Below are 16,007 nucleotides of genomic sequence, written 5' to 3' on the forward strand. Positions count from 1 at the left end.
ATGCGTGATCAAAGCACTTCGGCAAGGAAGTGCTTCAGACGCGGGCTTTTCGGCGTGTCGAAAATCGCGGCAGGCGTGCCGGCCTCGATGATGCGGCCTTCATCCATGAAGACGACCTGATCGGCGACCTTGCGGGCGAAGCCCATTTCATGCGTCACCACGACCATTGTCATGCCGCGCCGGCCGAGATCCGCCATGAGGTTGAGCACACCCTTCACCAGTTCTGGATCGAGTGCGCTCGTTACCTCATCGAACAAGATGACCTCCGGGTCCATCGCCAATGCACGAGCGATTGCCACACGCTGCTGCTGGCCACCGGAAAGGCTCCCTGGACGATGGTGTTTGCGGGTCGCAAGCCCGACGTCGGCAAGGCGCGCCTCGGCGATGCGCTCAGCTTCCTGTACAGGGAGCCCCTTTACCTTGGTCAGCGACAGCATGACGTTTTCGAGCGCGGTGTGGTCGGGAAACAGATTGAACTGCTGGAAAACCATGCCGACACGCCGGCGCAGTTTTTCAGGCTTCATCGCCAGGATGCTCGCACCATCGAGCAACACCTCACCGCCCTTGGGCTCGACCAGGCGGTTGAGGCAGCGCAGCAGGGTCGACTTGCCCGAACCTGATGGGCCGATCACGCATGTGACCGTGCCAGGCTTGACTGCCAGGCTGACGCCTTTGAGAACATCGAGGTCGCCATAGGCCATGTCGAGATCGGTGATGGCGAGACTGCCGCCCTTGAAGCGGGGCAGCGCTGAGCGGGCATCAGAGCCGGCCTCCGAAGGTGCACTGCCGGTGGCGCCCTCCAGTTCGCTCACTTCGGCCAGGCCGCTGATGACGAGGCCGGCCTTTTGCTTTCCGACCCGCAGCGAGTTGTCGATATAGTTGACCACATGGGTCAACGGCACGGTGATGATGAGATAGAACACGCCGGCCAGAAGCAATGGCGAGAGGTTTCCGGTGACCACTGCCTGGTCCTGACCGACACGGAAAATCTCGCGCTCCGAGGCGAGCAGACCGAGGAAGTAGACAAGGCTTGAATCCTTGACGTTGCCGATGAACTGGTTGACGAGGGCCGGCAAGACGCGGCGGATGCCTTGCGGTATCACGATCAGGCGCATGCCTTGGCCGTAGCTCATGCTGAGCGCCCTGCAGGCCTCCATCTGCCCGCGCTCGACGCTCTGGATGCCCGAGCGGAATATTTCGCCGATATAGGCGCCGGCGATCAGGCTCAGCGCAAGAATGCCGAGCGGAAAGGGCGAAGGCCCGAAGATTTCACGGCCGATGCGGGCAAAGCCCTGGCCGATCAGCAGGATGGTGACGATCGCCGGCAGCCCACGGAATATATCCGTGTAGACCCGCGCCGGAATGCGCAGCCAGCGCGATTGCGAGATGCCCATGACCGCCAGGATCATGCCGAGGATGACACCCAGCACCGTCGACGCGGCGGCGAGGATCAAGGTGTTCTTCAATCCGATGGTGATCATGCTGGGCAGCACGTCCGCCATCGCCTGCCAGTCGAGGAAACTGCGCCGCAGGTTTTCGAGCCAGTTCATTCGCCCCCCTTTTGGTTGCGCTATTCACATCGTCCGCATCAAGGACGGCGGCGTAATCCGGCCGCCGGCATGAAAGCCAGCGGCCGGGTACGGTCTACTTCTTGGGAAGATACTGGTCGGGCATCGGCGAGCCGGGGAACCACTTTTCATAAAGCGTTTTCCAGGTGCCGTCCTGCATGGCCGCGTGAAGGGCGGTGTTCAGCGCATTGCGGAGCTTGTCGTTGCCCTTGCGCAGGACGAAGCCGGCCGGCGCGTCAAAGGAAGGAATATTGACCGCGATCTTCAGGTTCGGATAGCGAACGCCATAGTCCTTGGCAGCCTCGTAATCGAGGAAGTGGGCATCCACGGTTCCGTTGTTAAGCGCCGAAACGGCGGAGTTGTTGTCGGGGAATTTGACGAGATCGGTTCCGACAAAATTCTTCGCCGCGTAGATTTCCTGGAGCGTGCCTTGCACGACGCCGAGACGTTTGCCCTTGAGCCCGTCCGCCGACGTGATCGCCTTGTCGGCAGTAAGCACGGACAGATAGCCTGCGATATACCCGTCGGAAAAGTCGACGGTCTTCTTGCGTGCTTCCGTCGTGCCGATTGCCGCGACCGCGACATCGAAACGCTCGTTTGCCACCGAAGGCATCAGCGCCGAGAATTCCTGGCCGGTGAAGATCACCTGGTCGGGCTTGAAGCCAAGGCGGCTCGCGACGTTGCGGAACAATTCGATGTCGAAGCCGGTGAACGACCCATCGGCCTGGGTGAAAGCGTAGGGTTTGGCATCGCCCATGGTTCCGACGCTGATGACCTTCGCATCAATGAGGCCATAGGGATTGTCATCCGCGGCGGCCGCTCCTGAAACCAGCCCAGCGCCGAGGCACATCGCCATAAGAGCCATTGCGCCGGTTCTGACCGGGCACATCAACGACTTGAGAATTTCTTTCCTGCTCATGTCTTTCTCCACTCTGAAGGTCTGTTCTTCTTGGTATTTCCGTCGAGCCGCCATCTGGCGCGCCGACATGCCCTTGCCGAAATCACGGTCCGTCACGCCTCTCGGCTCCACTCCTTTTAAAGAGACCGGTCTCATATTGCGTGAGACCGGTCTCTTTGTTAATCGTTATCGCCACGTTGACCTCCCGTCAACAACTCTTGTAGTCGTCATCCGATGAAAAGAACCGCCCCCAAGACCCCGTCGATAACGGTCAGCGACGTCGCCCGCGCGGCCAACGTTTCGAAAGCGACAGCCGCGCGCGTGCTCGGCGGATACGGCGTCGTCAGCGACATGATCCGCGCGGAAGTCATGGCCGCGGCCAAGGCCTTGGACTATCGTGCGAACGAGCTCGCCCGCAGCATGACGACCGGCCGCTCCGGCATCATCGGCGTGGTTGTCGGCGACATCGAGAACCCGTTCTTCAGCCTCGCGGTACGCGGCATCAGCGACGCGGCAAAGGCAGCCGGGTTCAACGTCATCCTGGCCAATTCCGGCGAGAAGATCGAGGCGGAAAAGGCGGCCGTGAAACTGCTCATCGGCAAGCGCGTCGACGGGCTGATCGTCACGCCGTCGGAATCGCGCGACATCGCGCACCTGCGCGATATCCACCGCTCGGGCCGACCGCTTGCCCTGCTGGATAGGGCGCTGGCAGATCTGGATGTCGATACGGTCACGACCGACGATCGCGGCATCGCCATGCTGGCGACCCGCTTTCTAGCCGATGCCGGCCACCGCAACATCGCCTATGTGACCGCGGTCGACGCCGAAGGGCACGAGTACCGCGATCTCGGGCAGATCTACACCTCGTCGGTCCGTGAGCGCATCGACGGTTTCCTCACCGTGTGCCGAGAGGCCGGACTTGATCGGCCAGAACGCTTTGTTCGCCTTGGCGCGACAAGCCCCACCGAAACGCGCAGGGTTGCCGGCGAGATGCTGTCGGCGCCGGATCGGCCGACGGCGATCCTCGCCTCCGACAGCGTCATTGCGCTGGAGATCTTCAAGGTGACCCGCGAGCGCGGCCTGCGGGTTCCCGACGACATTTCGCTCATCACTTTCCATGATGCGGACTGGACGAGCGTCACCACGCCGCCCATCACCGTTATCGACCAGCCCGTCTACGCGCTTGGCAAGAGCGTCGCGGAATTGCTCATCCGGCGATTGAAGGGAGATTCCCGCCCGGCGGAAAAGCTCGTTTTGCCGACCGCCATCATTGCACGCGGATCCGTTGGCCCGCCCTCGAATGGAAAGCCGCAAGTGCGCCAAGCATAGGTGTGATGGCGATACGGCCCACATGAATACGTTAGAACAAGGTCGACGCACTCCGCTTTAAGAATGTACGTCGACCAACCCAGCAAGCACCCTGATCGCAATGCCGCGTCCACCGTCATCGGGACGGCACGTGCCGGCTCATGGTTTGAAGAGCATGACGATGAGCCAGATGCCCGGCTACTTCTTGCGCCTGCCTGGCTTCAGGGCCGCCAGAAGACTGCTGATCCTGCCGGCCTTGCGGTTGCGGATCTCGGCCTCGTTCTTGCGGCGCACCGCGGCGCGGACAAGCCTGGCGCCGAGATAACGCAAAGGCTCGGGCGGCAGCGACATGCGCCGCTCGATGCCGACCAGACCGCTTTCGCTCCAGCGATCCTTTCGCTCGAGCACCAGGCTCGCCAGAATGCGTCCGGCTATCGGCGTCTGCGCGATGCCGGTGCCGTTGAATCCCATGCCGTAGAAGATATTGGGATAATCGCGCAGGTGGTCGAAGACAGGAACGTGTTCAGGCACGCAGTCGATCGGCCCCGACCAGTCATATTCGATCGCCACACCGCGCAGCGACGGGTAGACCCGATGCAGCTCTCGCATATTGTCGCCGCCGTGCTCCGGGCTGCGGTTGAAGCTGGCGCCGAAATTTCCACTGAAGGCGACGTTGCCGCTGCCACGACCGAAGACCACCCTGCCCCCGATGGTGCGCTGGTAGTAGAGCACCTGGGCCTGGGAATCGCAGATCGAGGCGCCGTCGCGCCAGCCGATGCTGTCGAGCAGTTCGGGAACGGCGGCAGTGGCAATCACCTCGCTGCCGACCACATAAAGATGCCGCCGCAGTTCCGGCAGCGCGGAAAGCCAGGCGTTGGCGGCAAGCACGATTTTGTCAGCCCGTACCGCGCCATGCGCCGTGCGCACCGTGCATGTCATGCCGGGTTCGATGGCGAGGACCGGGCTGCGCTCGTGGATGATGACGCCGCGTGCCAGTGCCAGCTTGCGCAATCCGATGGCAAGTTTGGCGGGATGGACCGTGCCGGCAGTGGTCTCGACCACGCCGACATAGGAGGCCGATGAACCGGTGCGGCGTTGAATGTCCTCGGCTGTCAGCGGGCTGAAACGGTTTTCTCCAACAGCCGCCGTCAAGGCCACGGCGGTCTCCCAGGCGCCTTCCTGCGCAATGGAGCTTGCTGTCCACAGCCATCCGTCCAGCCTCAGGTCCATGTCTATGGTGCCGTTTTGCTGCAGCGCCTTCAGCTCCGCGATCGATGCCACCGTGTCGGCGCACAGCAGGCGCGCTTCCTCGAGACCGACGACCGCACTGATCTGGTCGATTTCGGCGAACCATGAATGGACCTGACCGCCGTTGCGCCCCGAGGCCCCCGATCCGCACAGATCGGCTTCAAGGATCACCACCCGCGTTTGCGGCGCCAGTTCAAGGATCCGCAGCGCCGTCCACAGACCGGTATAGCCGCCACCGACGATCACCACGTCGGCGCGCTCGTCGCCTCGCAATGGCTCGGTCGCAGGGGCGGCGGTAATGTCCTGCAGCCAAAACGACCGGTCAGATGCAAGCGCGACCGCAGGCTGCCGCAAACGAAGTGTACTCACGCTTGGGCTCCCTGCGCATCGACAATGAAGCTGGCATATTTGGCTCGCAGCCAATCGGGTATCGGACGCGGTCTCTGGGGAAACCCGCCGAGATGGGTGCAGGTCTGTGCCGCCGCGATCGACGCCCTGTGCAATGCCTCCAGGGCGCCAAGGCCGCCGAAATGGAAGCCGGCGAGGAAGGTGGCAATAAAACTGTCGCCGGCGCCACACGTATCCACGACATCGACAAGCGTCGCCGGCGCATGCACGACATTCGTGCCATCGTCGAAGTAGGAGCCGCGTCGGCCACAGGTCAAAACTACCTGCCTTGCGCCGGCCGCCCTGAGCGCGCCCAGCGATGGCTCGATGGGAACATCGACATCGTCCGGTCCGGACGCAAACAAAAGCGGGACACCGTCGAGCGGCAGCGCCATATGGGCGGTCGATAGATCGATGCTGAACGGCACATGGTCCGCCACCAATCGTTGAACAAGGTGCTTGTTGGCGTTGGTGCCGAGATGCACCCAGTCGGCCGCGGCGATGACCGCATAATGCGCGGGCGCCGGCATGTAGTTTTCGCCCACACCGAAGGATTCGTGCAGGAACTTCCGGTCGCCGGATTCATCGCGCAGCAAGGTGACGGCCGTATCGCCGGGACGCCGTTCGACGTCGTCCGGAGATAGGCCGGCACCTTGCAGTTCGGCAAGCACCACGTCGCCTTCGGGATCGTTCCCGACGGCGCCGAAATAGCGCGCGGACCAGCCGTTGCGCCGCCATTGCGCCGCGACATTCAAGGCATTGCCGCCCACCGTCATCAAGTTGTTGGTCAAATAGGCATCAAGGCAATTGTCCCCGACCGCGATAAGCTTTTTCGACCTCATGCCGGCACCGTTGCGCGATCGATATACGGCGCGATGGCGCCAAGGCAGCGTGTCCAGGCTTTTACCGGATCGAGCGCGTAGGAGCCGTTGCCGAACGGCTCGAAGGTGAACTTACCGGCATAGCCGAGGCGCGCGAGTTCGCTGACATAGTGGTCGAGCGGCAGCGTGCCCTCCCCCCACACCAGATGCCCGCCTGGCGTGCCGTCGACCAGATGAACATGCGCCAGCCGCGAGCCGAACAGGTCGACATAGCCGGCCACGGTGTCGCCGGCCGTGGCCATGGCGACAGTGTCGAGCACGATATCGATATTGCCGGCGCCCACCTCATCCAGCATTTGGCGCAGGCCTGCCGCATTATTGACGAGGTTGCTCTCGAACCGCTGCAACGGCTCGAGCAGGCAGCGCACCCCGTTTGCGGCGGCGCGCCGGGCGATCTCGCCGATCGAACCGACCGCGCGGTCCCATGCCGGTTGCCGGGGTTCGCTCTCGTAGCCCCGGCCGGGCGTCAGGAAGAGATAGCGGGCGCCAAGCGCCGCGCAGATGTCGGCTGCACGCCAAAACCGCTCGATGCTGTCCTGGCGCAGTGCGGCGTCGCCGGAGGCAATGTTGATTGGATACAACACCTGCTCAGGCGTAAAGCACCAGGCCGACAGCTCGTTGTCGGCGAGTACCCGGCGAACGGATTCGACACGTGCGTCCGTGGCGTGGAACAGGTCCAGATGCTGGGCAATCCCCCACAGCTCGATCTCGCGCAGGCCAAAGCCTCGGATCGTCCTGGCGACCTCATCGAAGGGGAAGTGCTGGAAGCTGAAATTGGCTCCGATCAGCTGATGAGCAGCGAGCTGCGGCATGAAGGCTCCTTTCGGGAATTGTTATTTGCCGATGCCTTCGGCCAAGCCACGGATGAAGTAGCGTTGCGCGCCAAAGAACACGATCACGATAGGCAGCGCCGAGATCGTCATGGCCGCGAACACCACGGCATAGTTGGTCCCGTGGGTTGCCATGATCGACGTCAGTCCGACCGGCAGCGTCTGCACATCCGAGCCGCTCGTGAAGATCATGGCGAAGAGATATTCGTTCCAGGCGAACAGGACGTGCAGGATGACGCAGGAAATGATGATCGGCCGGCACAGCGGCAAGGTGATGCGCCAGAAGATCTGACCCTCGCTGGCGCCATCCATCGTCGCCGCCTCGTCGATGTCTTCAGGCAGATCCAGCATGTAGGCGCGGATGAGGAAGGTGGTGAACGGCACACGGAACGCCGTGTAGAGAATGATCAGCGCCCAGTAGGTGTTGTAGAGACCGAGCGCCTGCAACATCTTCACCAGTGGAATGATCGCCACCGTGGGGCTCAGCATCAAGCCGCCCAGAACGATGGCGATAACCAGCGGCTTTGCCGGCATCTTGGTGCGGGTCAGGCCGAAAGCCGTCCAGGCGCTGATCAGCACGGTGCATATGGCCGAAGCGACGGTCACCAGCACCGAGACTGTCACGTAGCCACGCACGCCCTGGTTCCACGCTTGCACGTAATTGTTCCACGACCAATGGGTGGGCAGGGCGAAGGGATCGCCGAAGATCTGCGCATTGTCCTTGAAGCCGCTCAGCGCCATCCAGATCAGCGGATAGATGACGACGACACCAAGGCAGACCAGGAATGAATAGAGCAACGTCCTGGCGATGACCGACCACACATTGACGTGCCGGCTGCGACCGGCTGCGACCATCGCACTCATAGCTGCACCCGGCGGCGCTTGGTGTACCAGAGCTGTGCCGCACCTGTGAGCATGGTCAACATGAAGATGACGGCGGCGATCGCCGCGCCATAGCCGAAATTGTCCTCGATGAAGGCCTTCTGGTAGAGCCACGTGCCCAGCACCTGGCTGCTGTTGTTGGGACCGCCTGCGGTCATCACCATGACCTCGTTGAACACCTGGAACGCGCCCGTGATGGTGACGATGATCATCAACCCCGTCATTTCCCGGGTCAGCGGAAAGGTGATGCTCCACAGGCGGCGAAGAGGACCCGCGCCGTCGATCGTTGCGGCATCGTAGAGGTCGCGCGGGATCTTCTGGATGGCGATGGCGAACAGCAGCGTCGAATAGCCAAAACCCTGCCATTGGCTCATGGCGATGATGGCATAGATGGCGGTGTGCTCATTGCCGAGCCAAGGCATGACGAGCTGGCTCAGTCCAACACGGCTGAGCGCGGCATCCAGCAAGCCGATCTGCGGCTGGTAGATGAAATAAAACAGCAGGCCGGTCACCGTGATCGAGATTGCCGACGGCACGAAATAGACGGCGCGCCACAGCCGGCGCCAGCTTTCGCTTTTCAGGTCCTCGATAATGGCCGCCAGCAGGAACGCGCCGAAGACCTGGAAGATGACGGAGATGAGAGCGTAGAGGCAGTTGTTCCACAGCGCCAGTAGCACGACCGGGTCATGCAGCAGCCGGTCGTAGTTGGCGAGGCCGACATTGGTGACCTCGCCGGTGTAGATGTCCTGGTCGGTGGTGCTGACGATGAAATTGTCGACGATCGGATAATAGACGAACCAGCCGATGAGGATGAGCGCGATCGCCGCCCATCGCAACGACAACAGGTTGGCGAAGCAGGCCCGCCGGCTCTTTGGCCGTTGCGGCCTGGCGACGCCGATGTCGGCGCCGCTGTCCACTGTGTCCGAGGCCCTTGCCATGCTCGCCTGCTTTATTTGGCCGCGGATGCGGCTTTGCGCACCTCGTCCATCACTTGCTCGGGCGTCATCGAGCCGCCCGCCAGCGCCTGCAGGCTGGACAGCCAGACGGCGGCGACGCGCGGTGGGTTGGCCGTATCCAGCCAGGGCATGAGGTATGAGGCGGCGTTGATATCCTTGAGGCCATCGACCACAGCCGCGCTCATGTTCGATTCCGAGGCGCCGCCGATGGTGGCGCTCGGCTGGCCATAGGGTGGCGCAGACAAGACCTGCGCATTTTCCTTCGAGGTCACGAACTTCATGAAATCGATCGCCAGCGGGATGTTCTTCGATGCCGCATTGATCATGTAGCCCTCCGGCGCGCCCTCGATCGACTTGGCGTCACCCTTGGCGCCGGCGGGCACCGGCAGCCGGAAGAATCCGAAATCGGCGGGCTTTAACGCCGACTCCGGCGTGGCGGCCTGATCGAACTCGATGATTTCCTGGTAGTACATGGCCGACTGGGCGTTGGTGAAGGCCTGGAGAGCCGAGGCATAGGATGTGCCGTTGACGCCGGCGCCATCGGTGCAGCGCTCGACAAGCTGGCTGAACTGCTTGAGTGCTGCGACATAGCCTGGATCGCTGTATTGGGCGGTGGCCGGATCGAAGTCGCGTTCCAGCGTTGCCTGCGGCACGTTGTAGGCGAGCAGCTGGCCTGCAAAGTGGATCGCCGGCCAAGCCTCCTTGTTGCCGAAGGAGATCGGTGTCACGCCGGATTTGCGGATGGCGTCGCAGCTGGTCAGCAAGTCCTCGAAAGTGGCGGGTGCCTTGAGGCTGAGCTTGGCGAAGATCTGCTTGTTGTAGCCCATGAACTTGGCATCCTGGTAAAGCGGAATGCCATAGAACTTGCCGTTGTACTGGAACGCCTTGACGGCGGCTGGAGACAGCGACTTGCCCCACTCGGTATCGGCAGCAATGACGGGCGTGAGATCAACGGCGCGATTGCCGCGCACGAAATTGCCACCCCAACTGCCTGTCCAGGAGAAATAGATATCGGGCAGCGAGTTGGAAGCGACCAGCGTCTTGGTCTTGCCCTTCACGCTGTCGTCGCTCTCCTGGATAAGTTCGACCTTCACATCCGGATGGAGCTTCTCATAGGCCTGTGCCAGGTTGACGAAATAGGGCGACAGCTGTTGCAGCCCGAACTTGGTCAGGACCGAAAGCGTGCCGGTGTATTCCACCTTGGCGTTTGGGTCGGCCGTGACAGCCGGCGAAGCGGCGGAACTGCCGCTTATCGACAACCCCAATGATGATACCGCGGCCACCGTGACCGCCACGACTTGCAGCGAACGTTTCATGGATAGCTCCTTCAGAGGTAAGAGGGGATCAATATTCCACGCGTTTGTAGTAGCGACGGGTGGTCAGCGGGTGGTTGCGCAGCACCTCGAGATGGGCGCTCAGCCGCTCGAGCAAGGTGGCGAGCAGAACCGGCGAGATCATGCCGCGGACCTTTGCGGAGATGCCCGGCAACTTGACCGAGGCCGCGTCCAGCGTGCGAACGCGGTCCGTGTAGCGCCTGGCGAAGTTCTCGACCCGGTCGGCCAGGGGCCGAAGGGCATCTTCGCCCTTGAACACGAAAACGCTGACGCCCGGCTCGACCAACTCGAGCGTACCGTGGAAGAAGTCGGCGGCGTGCACCGGGCGGGTGCGAATCCACTGCATCTCTTCGAGGATGCACATGCCGTAATAGTGTGCCTCCGGCCACACCGAGCCGGCGCCGGTGAAGATGTGATAGGTATCGTCCTTGATTGTCTGGGCCAGTTCGGCCGCCCTGTCCTCAAAGGCAGCCTTGGCGTCGGCAAGCAGATCCGGCAGCAGTTTGAGTTCGGCGACAGTGCCATCAAAATCATCATATTCGCCGCGCTCTTCCAGCAGGGCCAGGACGATCAGCAGCGTCTGCAGGTAGAAGGATTCCGACGAGGTGTCGTCTTCGGCGAAGTTCGTGAAATTGTGGTCAGCCTCCCGTGCGATTGGCGTATCCGAATGGCCGGTGAGCGAAATCGTGCGCACACCACGTTTTTTCAGAAAGGCCATGAGCTCGACGCCTTCCTTGGTCGTGCCCGACAAGGACGGGATGACCACCACGGCCTTGCTGTCGAGACCGGCGGGCGGATCGATCACGACCTGCGCCGGATAGGCACCGCTCACCGGGAAGGTAGAACAGCGCTGCGCCAACTCGATCGCGGGCAAGGTTAGAAGCTGCACGCCGCCGGTGCCCATGAAAAACAGCCGCTCGACGCCATCTGCCAGCAGTGTGCGCATGAGTGAGCGAACCTCACCTGCGACGGCGACGGCCCCGCTTTGGATCTTCACGAAGCGGTCCCTATCGAAGTTCAGCATGACGTTTTCCTTGTATTTCGCATGTGACAGGCCTCTAGCCCGCCTTAGGCGTCGGTGGGCCGTCTAGCTCGTTTTCCGATGTGAGATCGATCTCACAAGCAATAATGGGCACGCAATTTCGCCAATGGCAAGTCCTTTAGACGAAATTCTCCGAAATCGAGGGGTTTGCTCTTTAGCGCACAGCGCGCCGGGCAACCGATCCGCGTACGATCAAGCGGGTCTGAAATCGGGTACGGCGCGGTGCAACCTTTTTGCCGGCAAGCCGCTCCAGCAGATATCTGGCGGCGAGCGGTCCGATCTCGGAGATGGGTTGCGCCACGACCGTTATCTGCGGATCGGTGAACGTGGCGAGGTTGAAGTCATCGAAGCCAACCACCGACACATCATGCGGAATCGAGAGCCCCATTGAACGCAGGCCAAGAAGCGCGCCTTGCGTCATGAGGCTGTCCACCGTGAACAGTGCGGTCGGGCGATTGCGCCGGCTGAACAGGCGGATCGTGGCTTCGATGGCGTGCTCGACGGTCGAGCGCGATACGCCGATGAGCGCTTCATCGATTGCGATCCCATGCGAGTGGAGCGAGTTTTGGTAGCCAGCCAAGCGTTCCTGTGCCGTAAAGATGCGTGACTCGTCGCGCAAAAGACCGATCCGGTGGTGACCGTTGCCAACTAGATAGTCCACTGCCTCGCGTGCCCCGCCCTCGTTGTCGACGACAACGCTGTCGCATTGCAGGTCCTTTACCACGCGGTCGATGAGCACGATCGGTGCGCCTTCGCGGGCCAGTTGCACAATATGCTGGCTGTCGGTTGCAGACGTTGGGGCAAGGATGAAGCCGCGAATGCTGAGCGAGCGAAGGCTCTCAAGCAGTTCTTTCTCCTGTTCTACATTCTCCTCGCTGCTGGCAATCAGAAGATTGTGGCGGTGCTTGCGCAGTTCCACCTCTATGTCGTGCGCGATTCGGGCGAAGAACGGATTCTGGATATCGCCGGGCACGAAGCCTATGATCGGCAATTGTCCGCTGCGCAGCGCCTGCGCGACGAGGTTGGCCCGATAGCCCAGCCTTTCGGCTGCCTCAACCACGCGGAGCGCCGTCTCGTCGCCAACGTAACCATAGCTGTTGAGCGCCCGGGCGGCCGTGGCGCGCGACACCTTAGCCGCTGCGGCAACGTCCTTTAGTGTGATTCCTTTCTGGGCCACAGGTAACCGTCCTTCTTGGATCTGAACATTGCGTCAGATCATTCTCGGCTCGTCTTGCCGGCATCGTTGTGCGGCATATCGGACGATTCTCAAACTGCGAACATAGCTTTCGCAACTCCTTGCCACCTAATCGAGATACGCGCGCTGTTTGGCTATCTGGAAATTTGATCCACGAATGCACCTACATGTTGTGCAGTCAGTTCATTGCCTTGCACTGCCAGCATACGGCAATGAGTTCACGCCATGGTCCAGGCGGCCTCCCTGGCATCGATCATAACACCGATGGAGACGACTAGCCTTGCCGCCAAACTCGTCCAGCGATTGGAGGCGAGCTTTCAAAAAGGCCGAGCCAGACGCTCAAGGCCCGCTGCACGGAGAGCCACAGGCTGGGAGACTCTGAGCAAATCGGGAATCTGAGTCGCTTGCTCTGAACCGTCGGCATCATGCTGCTAACCGGTTTTGATCCTTCGGGGCTCCGCATTGGCAATAGCGACGAAAATGCTGTCGAGCAGACCCTTGTCGCGGAAGGAACTTGCCAAGCAAGGGCACCTCGGCCAAGTACGCAAACAACGCCCGGAGACGAGGCGCATCCGGCAGCACCCTTTTGGGGCCAGATAGAGACTCAGAAACCCAAAGCTTTCAGCTTCCCGCTATTGAAACGGAGGACTCGATCGTGACGCGTGCGCCCGACCATCGCCAACGGTGGGCTCCAAACTGATCGAAACTTCTCGTCGACCTTTGCAAGGTGATTGATCATCGGGGAGACCAAAGCCGAAACACTGGGGTTGGTGTCTCCAGTGACGCTGAACGAAGCTTCAGGGAAAATCCCAAATCTGCCGATTTCCCTGGCGCTGTCATTGCAACGATCGAGACAATCAGGGAGACCGGACCGGAGGCACGAGAGGCCGCGTCCTTCCGTGGGGTCGCTCCTCCAAACCGTTTGACGCAATTTAGAGATGTTGCCTTGACCCCGCACTAGCGTCTACTGCATCTCCCAGCGGGAGCGTCACCAATGGCGAGAAAGTCTGTCCGACGCAAGTCAACGATTTATGATATCGCGGTGGCGGCAAAGTCGTCCCCGACCGCCGTCAGTCTCGTCCTCAATGGCTCGTGGCAACAGCACCGGATCAAGGCGGAAACCGCAGCGACCATCCTCGATTGGGCTGAGCGGCTTGGCTATGCTGTCAACCTCAAGGCACGAGGATTGCGGCTTTCCCGATCCGGACTCGCTGGAATGATCTTGCCACATTACCGCAATCGCTTCTTCGCCGGATTGGCCGAAGCCTTTGAAGCGGAATCCCGCGTCCACCGCTTGTGCCCGATCGTCGTCAGCACCCATCGCAATCCTGATAACGAGTTGAGTGTGACGGAAACCCTGCTGGCTCAGCAGGTGGAATTTCTCTTCCTTGCGGGCGTTCGTGACCCCGATCCGCTGAATGATCTGTGCCGGGCAGCGGGCGTCCGGTGCATCAACATCGATCTGCCAGGCCGCCGGGCTCCCTCAGTTGTTTCTGACAACTACGGGGGCGCCAAGGCGCTCACAGAGATCATTGTTCAGAAATTGAAAGAACGAGGGGGCTCCACCGAAGATCTCTTCTTCTTTGGCGGGGTCAGCGATGATGACGCAACACGTAGCCGTTTGCTGGGTTTTCACGATGCGCTGGCAGCGCATGGGATTGTTACGGGCCCGGGCACGATTGACTGCTGCGGATACGCACCGACCAACGCTGCTCGGTCTCTCGCTGCACGATACGCTCAGCTTGGGCATCTGCCCTCAGGTATGTTCGTCAACGGCGTGACCGCTCTTGAAGGAACATTGCGGTTCACTTCGACACTAGCCTCAAGTGAGCTTGGACGGGTTGTTGTCGGAAGCTTCGACTGGGATCCATTCGCGGCGCATTTGCCCTTCGATGTGACCATGGTCCGACAGAATGTCGAGGTGATGATTGCTGAAGGATTTTCGCTTCTCGAGAATTATTCGATAGACCACTTTCCGCTGGTGACCGTACCGACCAGCTTTGGGCGAACCGGAGAGCATGACGGCGCCCAAGAAGATTGGGATTCGGCATCCAAATCGAGCATCGACCACTAGCAATTCTTTGTCACGAGACATCGTTGCAGAAGTTCAACTCCGTTCATCAGCACCTCGGATCTGGGTAGCACCGCCTCCACCCAAGGCTCGCGGGCGATCGCATGTCGTTCTACGGTTGCAGCCTGAGTGCGAAGGGCGGATCGTTTACATCAATCGAGAAATGTTTTTAGACGCTGGTGGCGTGACCGCCTTGCTAAATCTATTTAGCACCTTGACCGGCCGGCATTCAAAGTCTTTTATGGCGCGTTCTGGGAGGAATGCGGCGCCGAGTGCGTCAATGCCGTCGGGCACAAAGGGGTGGGCCAAACAAAGCCGACATGGGCAATAGGCAACTGAAAAACTCGTCAATCAGGGAGGAATTAAATGTTAGCAAAAACTATACTCGCGGCAGCGTTCGGCGCAGCCCTTTCGGTCGCCACAATGAATGCTGCGCTGGCAAAGGACGTCAAGGTTGGAGTTGTCGTGAAGATCGGCGGCATTCCCTGGTTCAATGCCATGGAAACGGGAATAAAGGAAAAGTCGAAAGAGCTTGGCGACGACGGCTTCATGGTCGGGCCGACCAGCGCCGACCCGGCACTTCAGGTCCGCGCGATCGAAGACCTGATAGCTCAGGGCGTCAGCGTAATTGGCGTCGTGCCGAATGATGCAAACGTTCTCGAGCCGGTTCTAAAAAAGGCGCGCGACACGGGCATCAAGGTCATAACCCATGAATCGCCAGACCAGGTGAACGCTGATTGGGACTTCGAAATGGTCTCGGCCGTTGGTTTCGGTGAGGCCCATGCCAAGCTATTTGCCGAGAAAATGGGCGGCAAAGGCAAGTACGTTGTGTACGTAGGTTCTCTTACTGTGCCCGCACACAATGCCTGGGCCGATGCTGCAATCGCCTACCTGAAGAAGAACTTTCCCGACATGCAGATGGTTGGCGACAGATATGGCGTCGCCGAGAGCGCCGATGACAGCCGAAAGACGGCTCTGGATGTGCTTGCCGCCAATCCTGACCTCGGCGGCTTCCTGACGTTCGGCAGTCAGGGACCGATCGGCGCCGGACGCGCGATCGAGGAGCAGAAGCTTGGTGACAAGGTGGTTCTTGTCGGTTCATTCTCGCCTAGCCAAGGCAGCGCAATGCTCAAATCCGGCATTATTGACGGCGGCTATATGTGGAATCCTCTGGAAGCGGGCAAAGTATTCGTAACGATGGCTGATTTTCTGGCGGGCGGCGGTGAAATCACCGACGGCATGACGATCGAAGGTCTGGGTGTCGTTCACCCTGACTTCAAAACCGGCACCATCATCGTGGACGCCGTGCAGCCTATCACGGTCGAAACGGTCGATGGTCTTGCAGCCCTAGGGCTTTAGATGGCGGACCATGGCTGGCGTGCCGGGGTGGCAAATCAATCCCGGCAC

Annotated in this window: 13 protein-coding genes; 3 read left to right on the forward strand and 10 right to left on the reverse strand. The window is 60.9% G+C overall.

Annotation, left to right across the window (positions count from 1 at the left end; translation table 11 throughout):
* Nucleotides 1-8 precede the first annotated feature (8 nt).
* Nucleotides 9-1,550: an amino acid ABC transporter permease/ATP-binding protein gene (locus NKI32_RS26040; RefSeq protein WP_353004247.1), complete on the reverse strand. Its 1,542-nt coding sequence runs from the start codon at nucleotides 1,548-1,550 to the stop codon at nucleotides 9-11.
* 94 nt (nucleotides 1,551-1,644) lie between these two features.
* On the reverse strand, nucleotides 1,645-2,487 hold the full coding sequence (locus tag NKI32_RS26045) for an ABC transporter substrate-binding protein (protein WP_353004268.1): 843 nt from the start codon (nucleotides 2,485-2,487) through the stop codon (nucleotides 1,645-1,647).
* 213 nt (nucleotides 2,488-2,700) lie between these two features.
* Here NKI32_RS26045 and NKI32_RS26050 point away from each other — a divergent pair, with 213 nt between their 5' ends.
* Nucleotides 2,701-3,795, forward strand: a complete 1,095-nt coding sequence (locus tag NKI32_RS26050) for a LacI family DNA-binding transcriptional regulator (protein WP_352654952.1) — start codon at nucleotides 2,701-2,703, stop codon at nucleotides 3,793-3,795.
* Between the two features lie 177 nt (nucleotides 3,796-3,972).
* Here NKI32_RS26050 and NKI32_RS26055 read toward each other — a convergent pair whose 3' ends face one another.
* From NKI32_RS26055 to NKI32_RS26090, 8 genes are all read right to left on the reverse strand, one after another.
* The gene (locus tag NKI32_RS26055) at nucleotides 3,973-5,391 is read right to left on the reverse strand and encodes an NAD(P)/FAD-dependent oxidoreductase (RefSeq protein WP_353004249.1); all 1,419 of its coding nucleotides are present in this window, start codon (nucleotides 5,389-5,391) and stop codon (nucleotides 3,973-3,975) included.
* Nucleotides 5,388-6,251, reverse strand: coding sequence for a PfkB family carbohydrate kinase (locus NKI32_RS26060; RefSeq protein ID WP_353004251.1), 864 nt, complete (start codon nucleotides 6,249-6,251; stop codon nucleotides 5,388-5,390). Before NKI32_RS26060 ends, NKI32_RS26055 begins: the two co-directional genes overlap by 4 nt.
* Nucleotides 6,248-7,102, reverse strand: coding sequence for a sugar phosphate isomerase/epimerase family protein (locus NKI32_RS26065; protein WP_023686872.1), 855 nt, complete (start codon nucleotides 7,100-7,102; stop codon nucleotides 6,248-6,250). Before NKI32_RS26065 ends, NKI32_RS26060 begins: the two co-directional genes overlap by 4 nt.
* Before the next feature lie 21 nt (nucleotides 7,103-7,123).
* Nucleotides 7,124-7,984 carry a carbohydrate ABC transporter permease gene (locus NKI32_RS26070; protein WP_023686871.1) on the reverse strand — a complete coding sequence of 287 codons (861 nt, stop codon included), beginning with the start codon at nucleotides 7,982-7,984 and terminating at the stop codon, nucleotides 7,124-7,126.
* The gene (locus NKI32_RS26075; protein ID WP_023682778.1) at nucleotides 7,981-8,940 is read right to left on the reverse strand and encodes a carbohydrate ABC transporter permease; all 960 of its coding nucleotides are present in this window, start codon (nucleotides 8,938-8,940) and stop codon (nucleotides 7,981-7,983) included. The genes NKI32_RS26070 and NKI32_RS26075 overlap by 4 nt, the downstream gene beginning before the upstream one ends.
* A gap of 11 nt (nucleotides 8,941-8,951) precedes the next feature.
* Nucleotides 8,952-10,274: an ABC transporter substrate-binding protein gene (locus NKI32_RS26080; RefSeq protein ID WP_023686870.1), complete on the reverse strand. Its 1,323-nt coding sequence runs from the start codon at nucleotides 10,272-10,274 to the stop codon at nucleotides 8,952-8,954.
* Between the two features lie 28 nt (nucleotides 10,275-10,302).
* Nucleotides 10,303-11,316, reverse strand: coding sequence for an SIS domain-containing protein (locus tag NKI32_RS26085; protein WP_023686869.1), 1,014 nt, complete (start codon nucleotides 11,314-11,316; stop codon nucleotides 10,303-10,305).
* 172 nt (nucleotides 11,317-11,488) lie between these two features.
* Entirely contained in the window at nucleotides 11,489-12,511 is a 1,023-nt protein-coding gene (locus NKI32_RS26090; RefSeq protein ID WP_023686868.1) for a LacI family DNA-binding transcriptional regulator, read from the reverse strand.
* A 1,012-nt stretch (nucleotides 12,512-13,523) separates the two neighbouring features.
* On the opposite strand from NKI32_RS26090, the gene NKI32_RS26095 reads away from it, so the two are divergent.
* Together NKI32_RS26095 and NKI32_RS26100 are read left to right on the forward strand one after the other, a co-directional pair.
* On the forward strand, nucleotides 13,524-14,603 hold the full coding sequence (locus NKI32_RS26095) for a substrate-binding domain-containing protein (protein ID WP_023692318.1): 1,080 nt from the start codon (nucleotides 13,524-13,526) through the stop codon (nucleotides 14,601-14,603).
* A 363-nt stretch (nucleotides 14,604-14,966) separates the two neighbouring features.
* Complete coding sequence (locus NKI32_RS26100; protein ID WP_023704355.1) at nucleotides 14,967-15,959, forward strand: substrate-binding domain-containing protein; 993 nt, start codon at nucleotides 14,967-14,969, stop codon at nucleotides 15,957-15,959.
* Nucleotides 15,960-16,007: the final 48 nt, after the last annotated feature.

Origin of the sequence: Mesorhizobium sp. M0761 (assembly GCF_040320205.1) — a bacterium.
Lineage (GTDB): Bacteria > Pseudomonadota > Alphaproteobacteria > Rhizobiales > Rhizobiaceae > Mesorhizobium.

What these genes read in the sequence shown, in the direction of transcription:
- NKI32_RS26040 (WP_353004247.1), bottom strand. Translation starts at nt 1,550, where the DNA reads ATGAACTGGCTCGAAAACCTGCGGCGCAGTTTCCTCGACTGGCAGGCG.
- NKI32_RS26060 (WP_353004251.1), bottom strand. Translation starts at nt 6,251, where the DNA reads ATGAGGTCGAAAAAGCTTATCGCGGTCGGGGACAATTGCCTTGATGCC.
- NKI32_RS26075 (WP_023682778.1), bottom strand. Translation starts at nt 8,940, where the DNA reads ATGGCAAGGGCCTCGGACACAGTGGACAGCGGCGCCGACATCGGCGTC.
- NKI32_RS26050 (WP_352654952.1), top strand. Translation starts at nt 2,701, where the DNA reads ATGAAAAGAACCGCCCCCAAGACCCCGTCGATAACGGTCAGCGACGTC.
- NKI32_RS26065 (WP_023686872.1), bottom strand. Translation starts at nt 7,102, where the DNA reads ATGCCGCAGCTCGCTGCTCATCAGCTGATCGGAGCCAATTTCAGCTTC.
- NKI32_RS26100 (WP_023704355.1), top strand. Translation starts at nt 14,967, where the DNA reads ATGTTAGCAAAAACTATACTCGCGGCAGCGTTCGGCGCAGCCCTTTCG.
- NKI32_RS26045 (WP_353004268.1), bottom strand. Translation starts at nt 2,487, where the DNA reads ATGAGCAGGAAAGAAATTCTCAAGTCGTTGATGTGCCCGGTCAGAACC.
- NKI32_RS26070 (WP_023686871.1), bottom strand. Translation starts at nt 7,984, where the DNA reads ATGAGTGCGATGGTCGCAGCCGGTCGCAGCCGGCACGTCAATGTGTGG.
- NKI32_RS26080 (WP_023686870.1), bottom strand. Translation starts at nt 10,274, where the DNA reads ATGAAACGTTCGCTGCAAGTCGTGGCGGTCACGGTGGCCGCGGTATCA.
- NKI32_RS26095 (WP_023692318.1), top strand. Translation starts at nt 13,524, where the DNA reads ATGGCGAGAAAGTCTGTCCGACGCAAGTCAACGATTTATGATATCGCG.
- NKI32_RS26085 (WP_023686869.1), bottom strand. Translation starts at nt 11,316, where the DNA reads ATGCTGAACTTCGATAGGGACCGCTTCGTGAAGATCCAAAGCGGGGCC.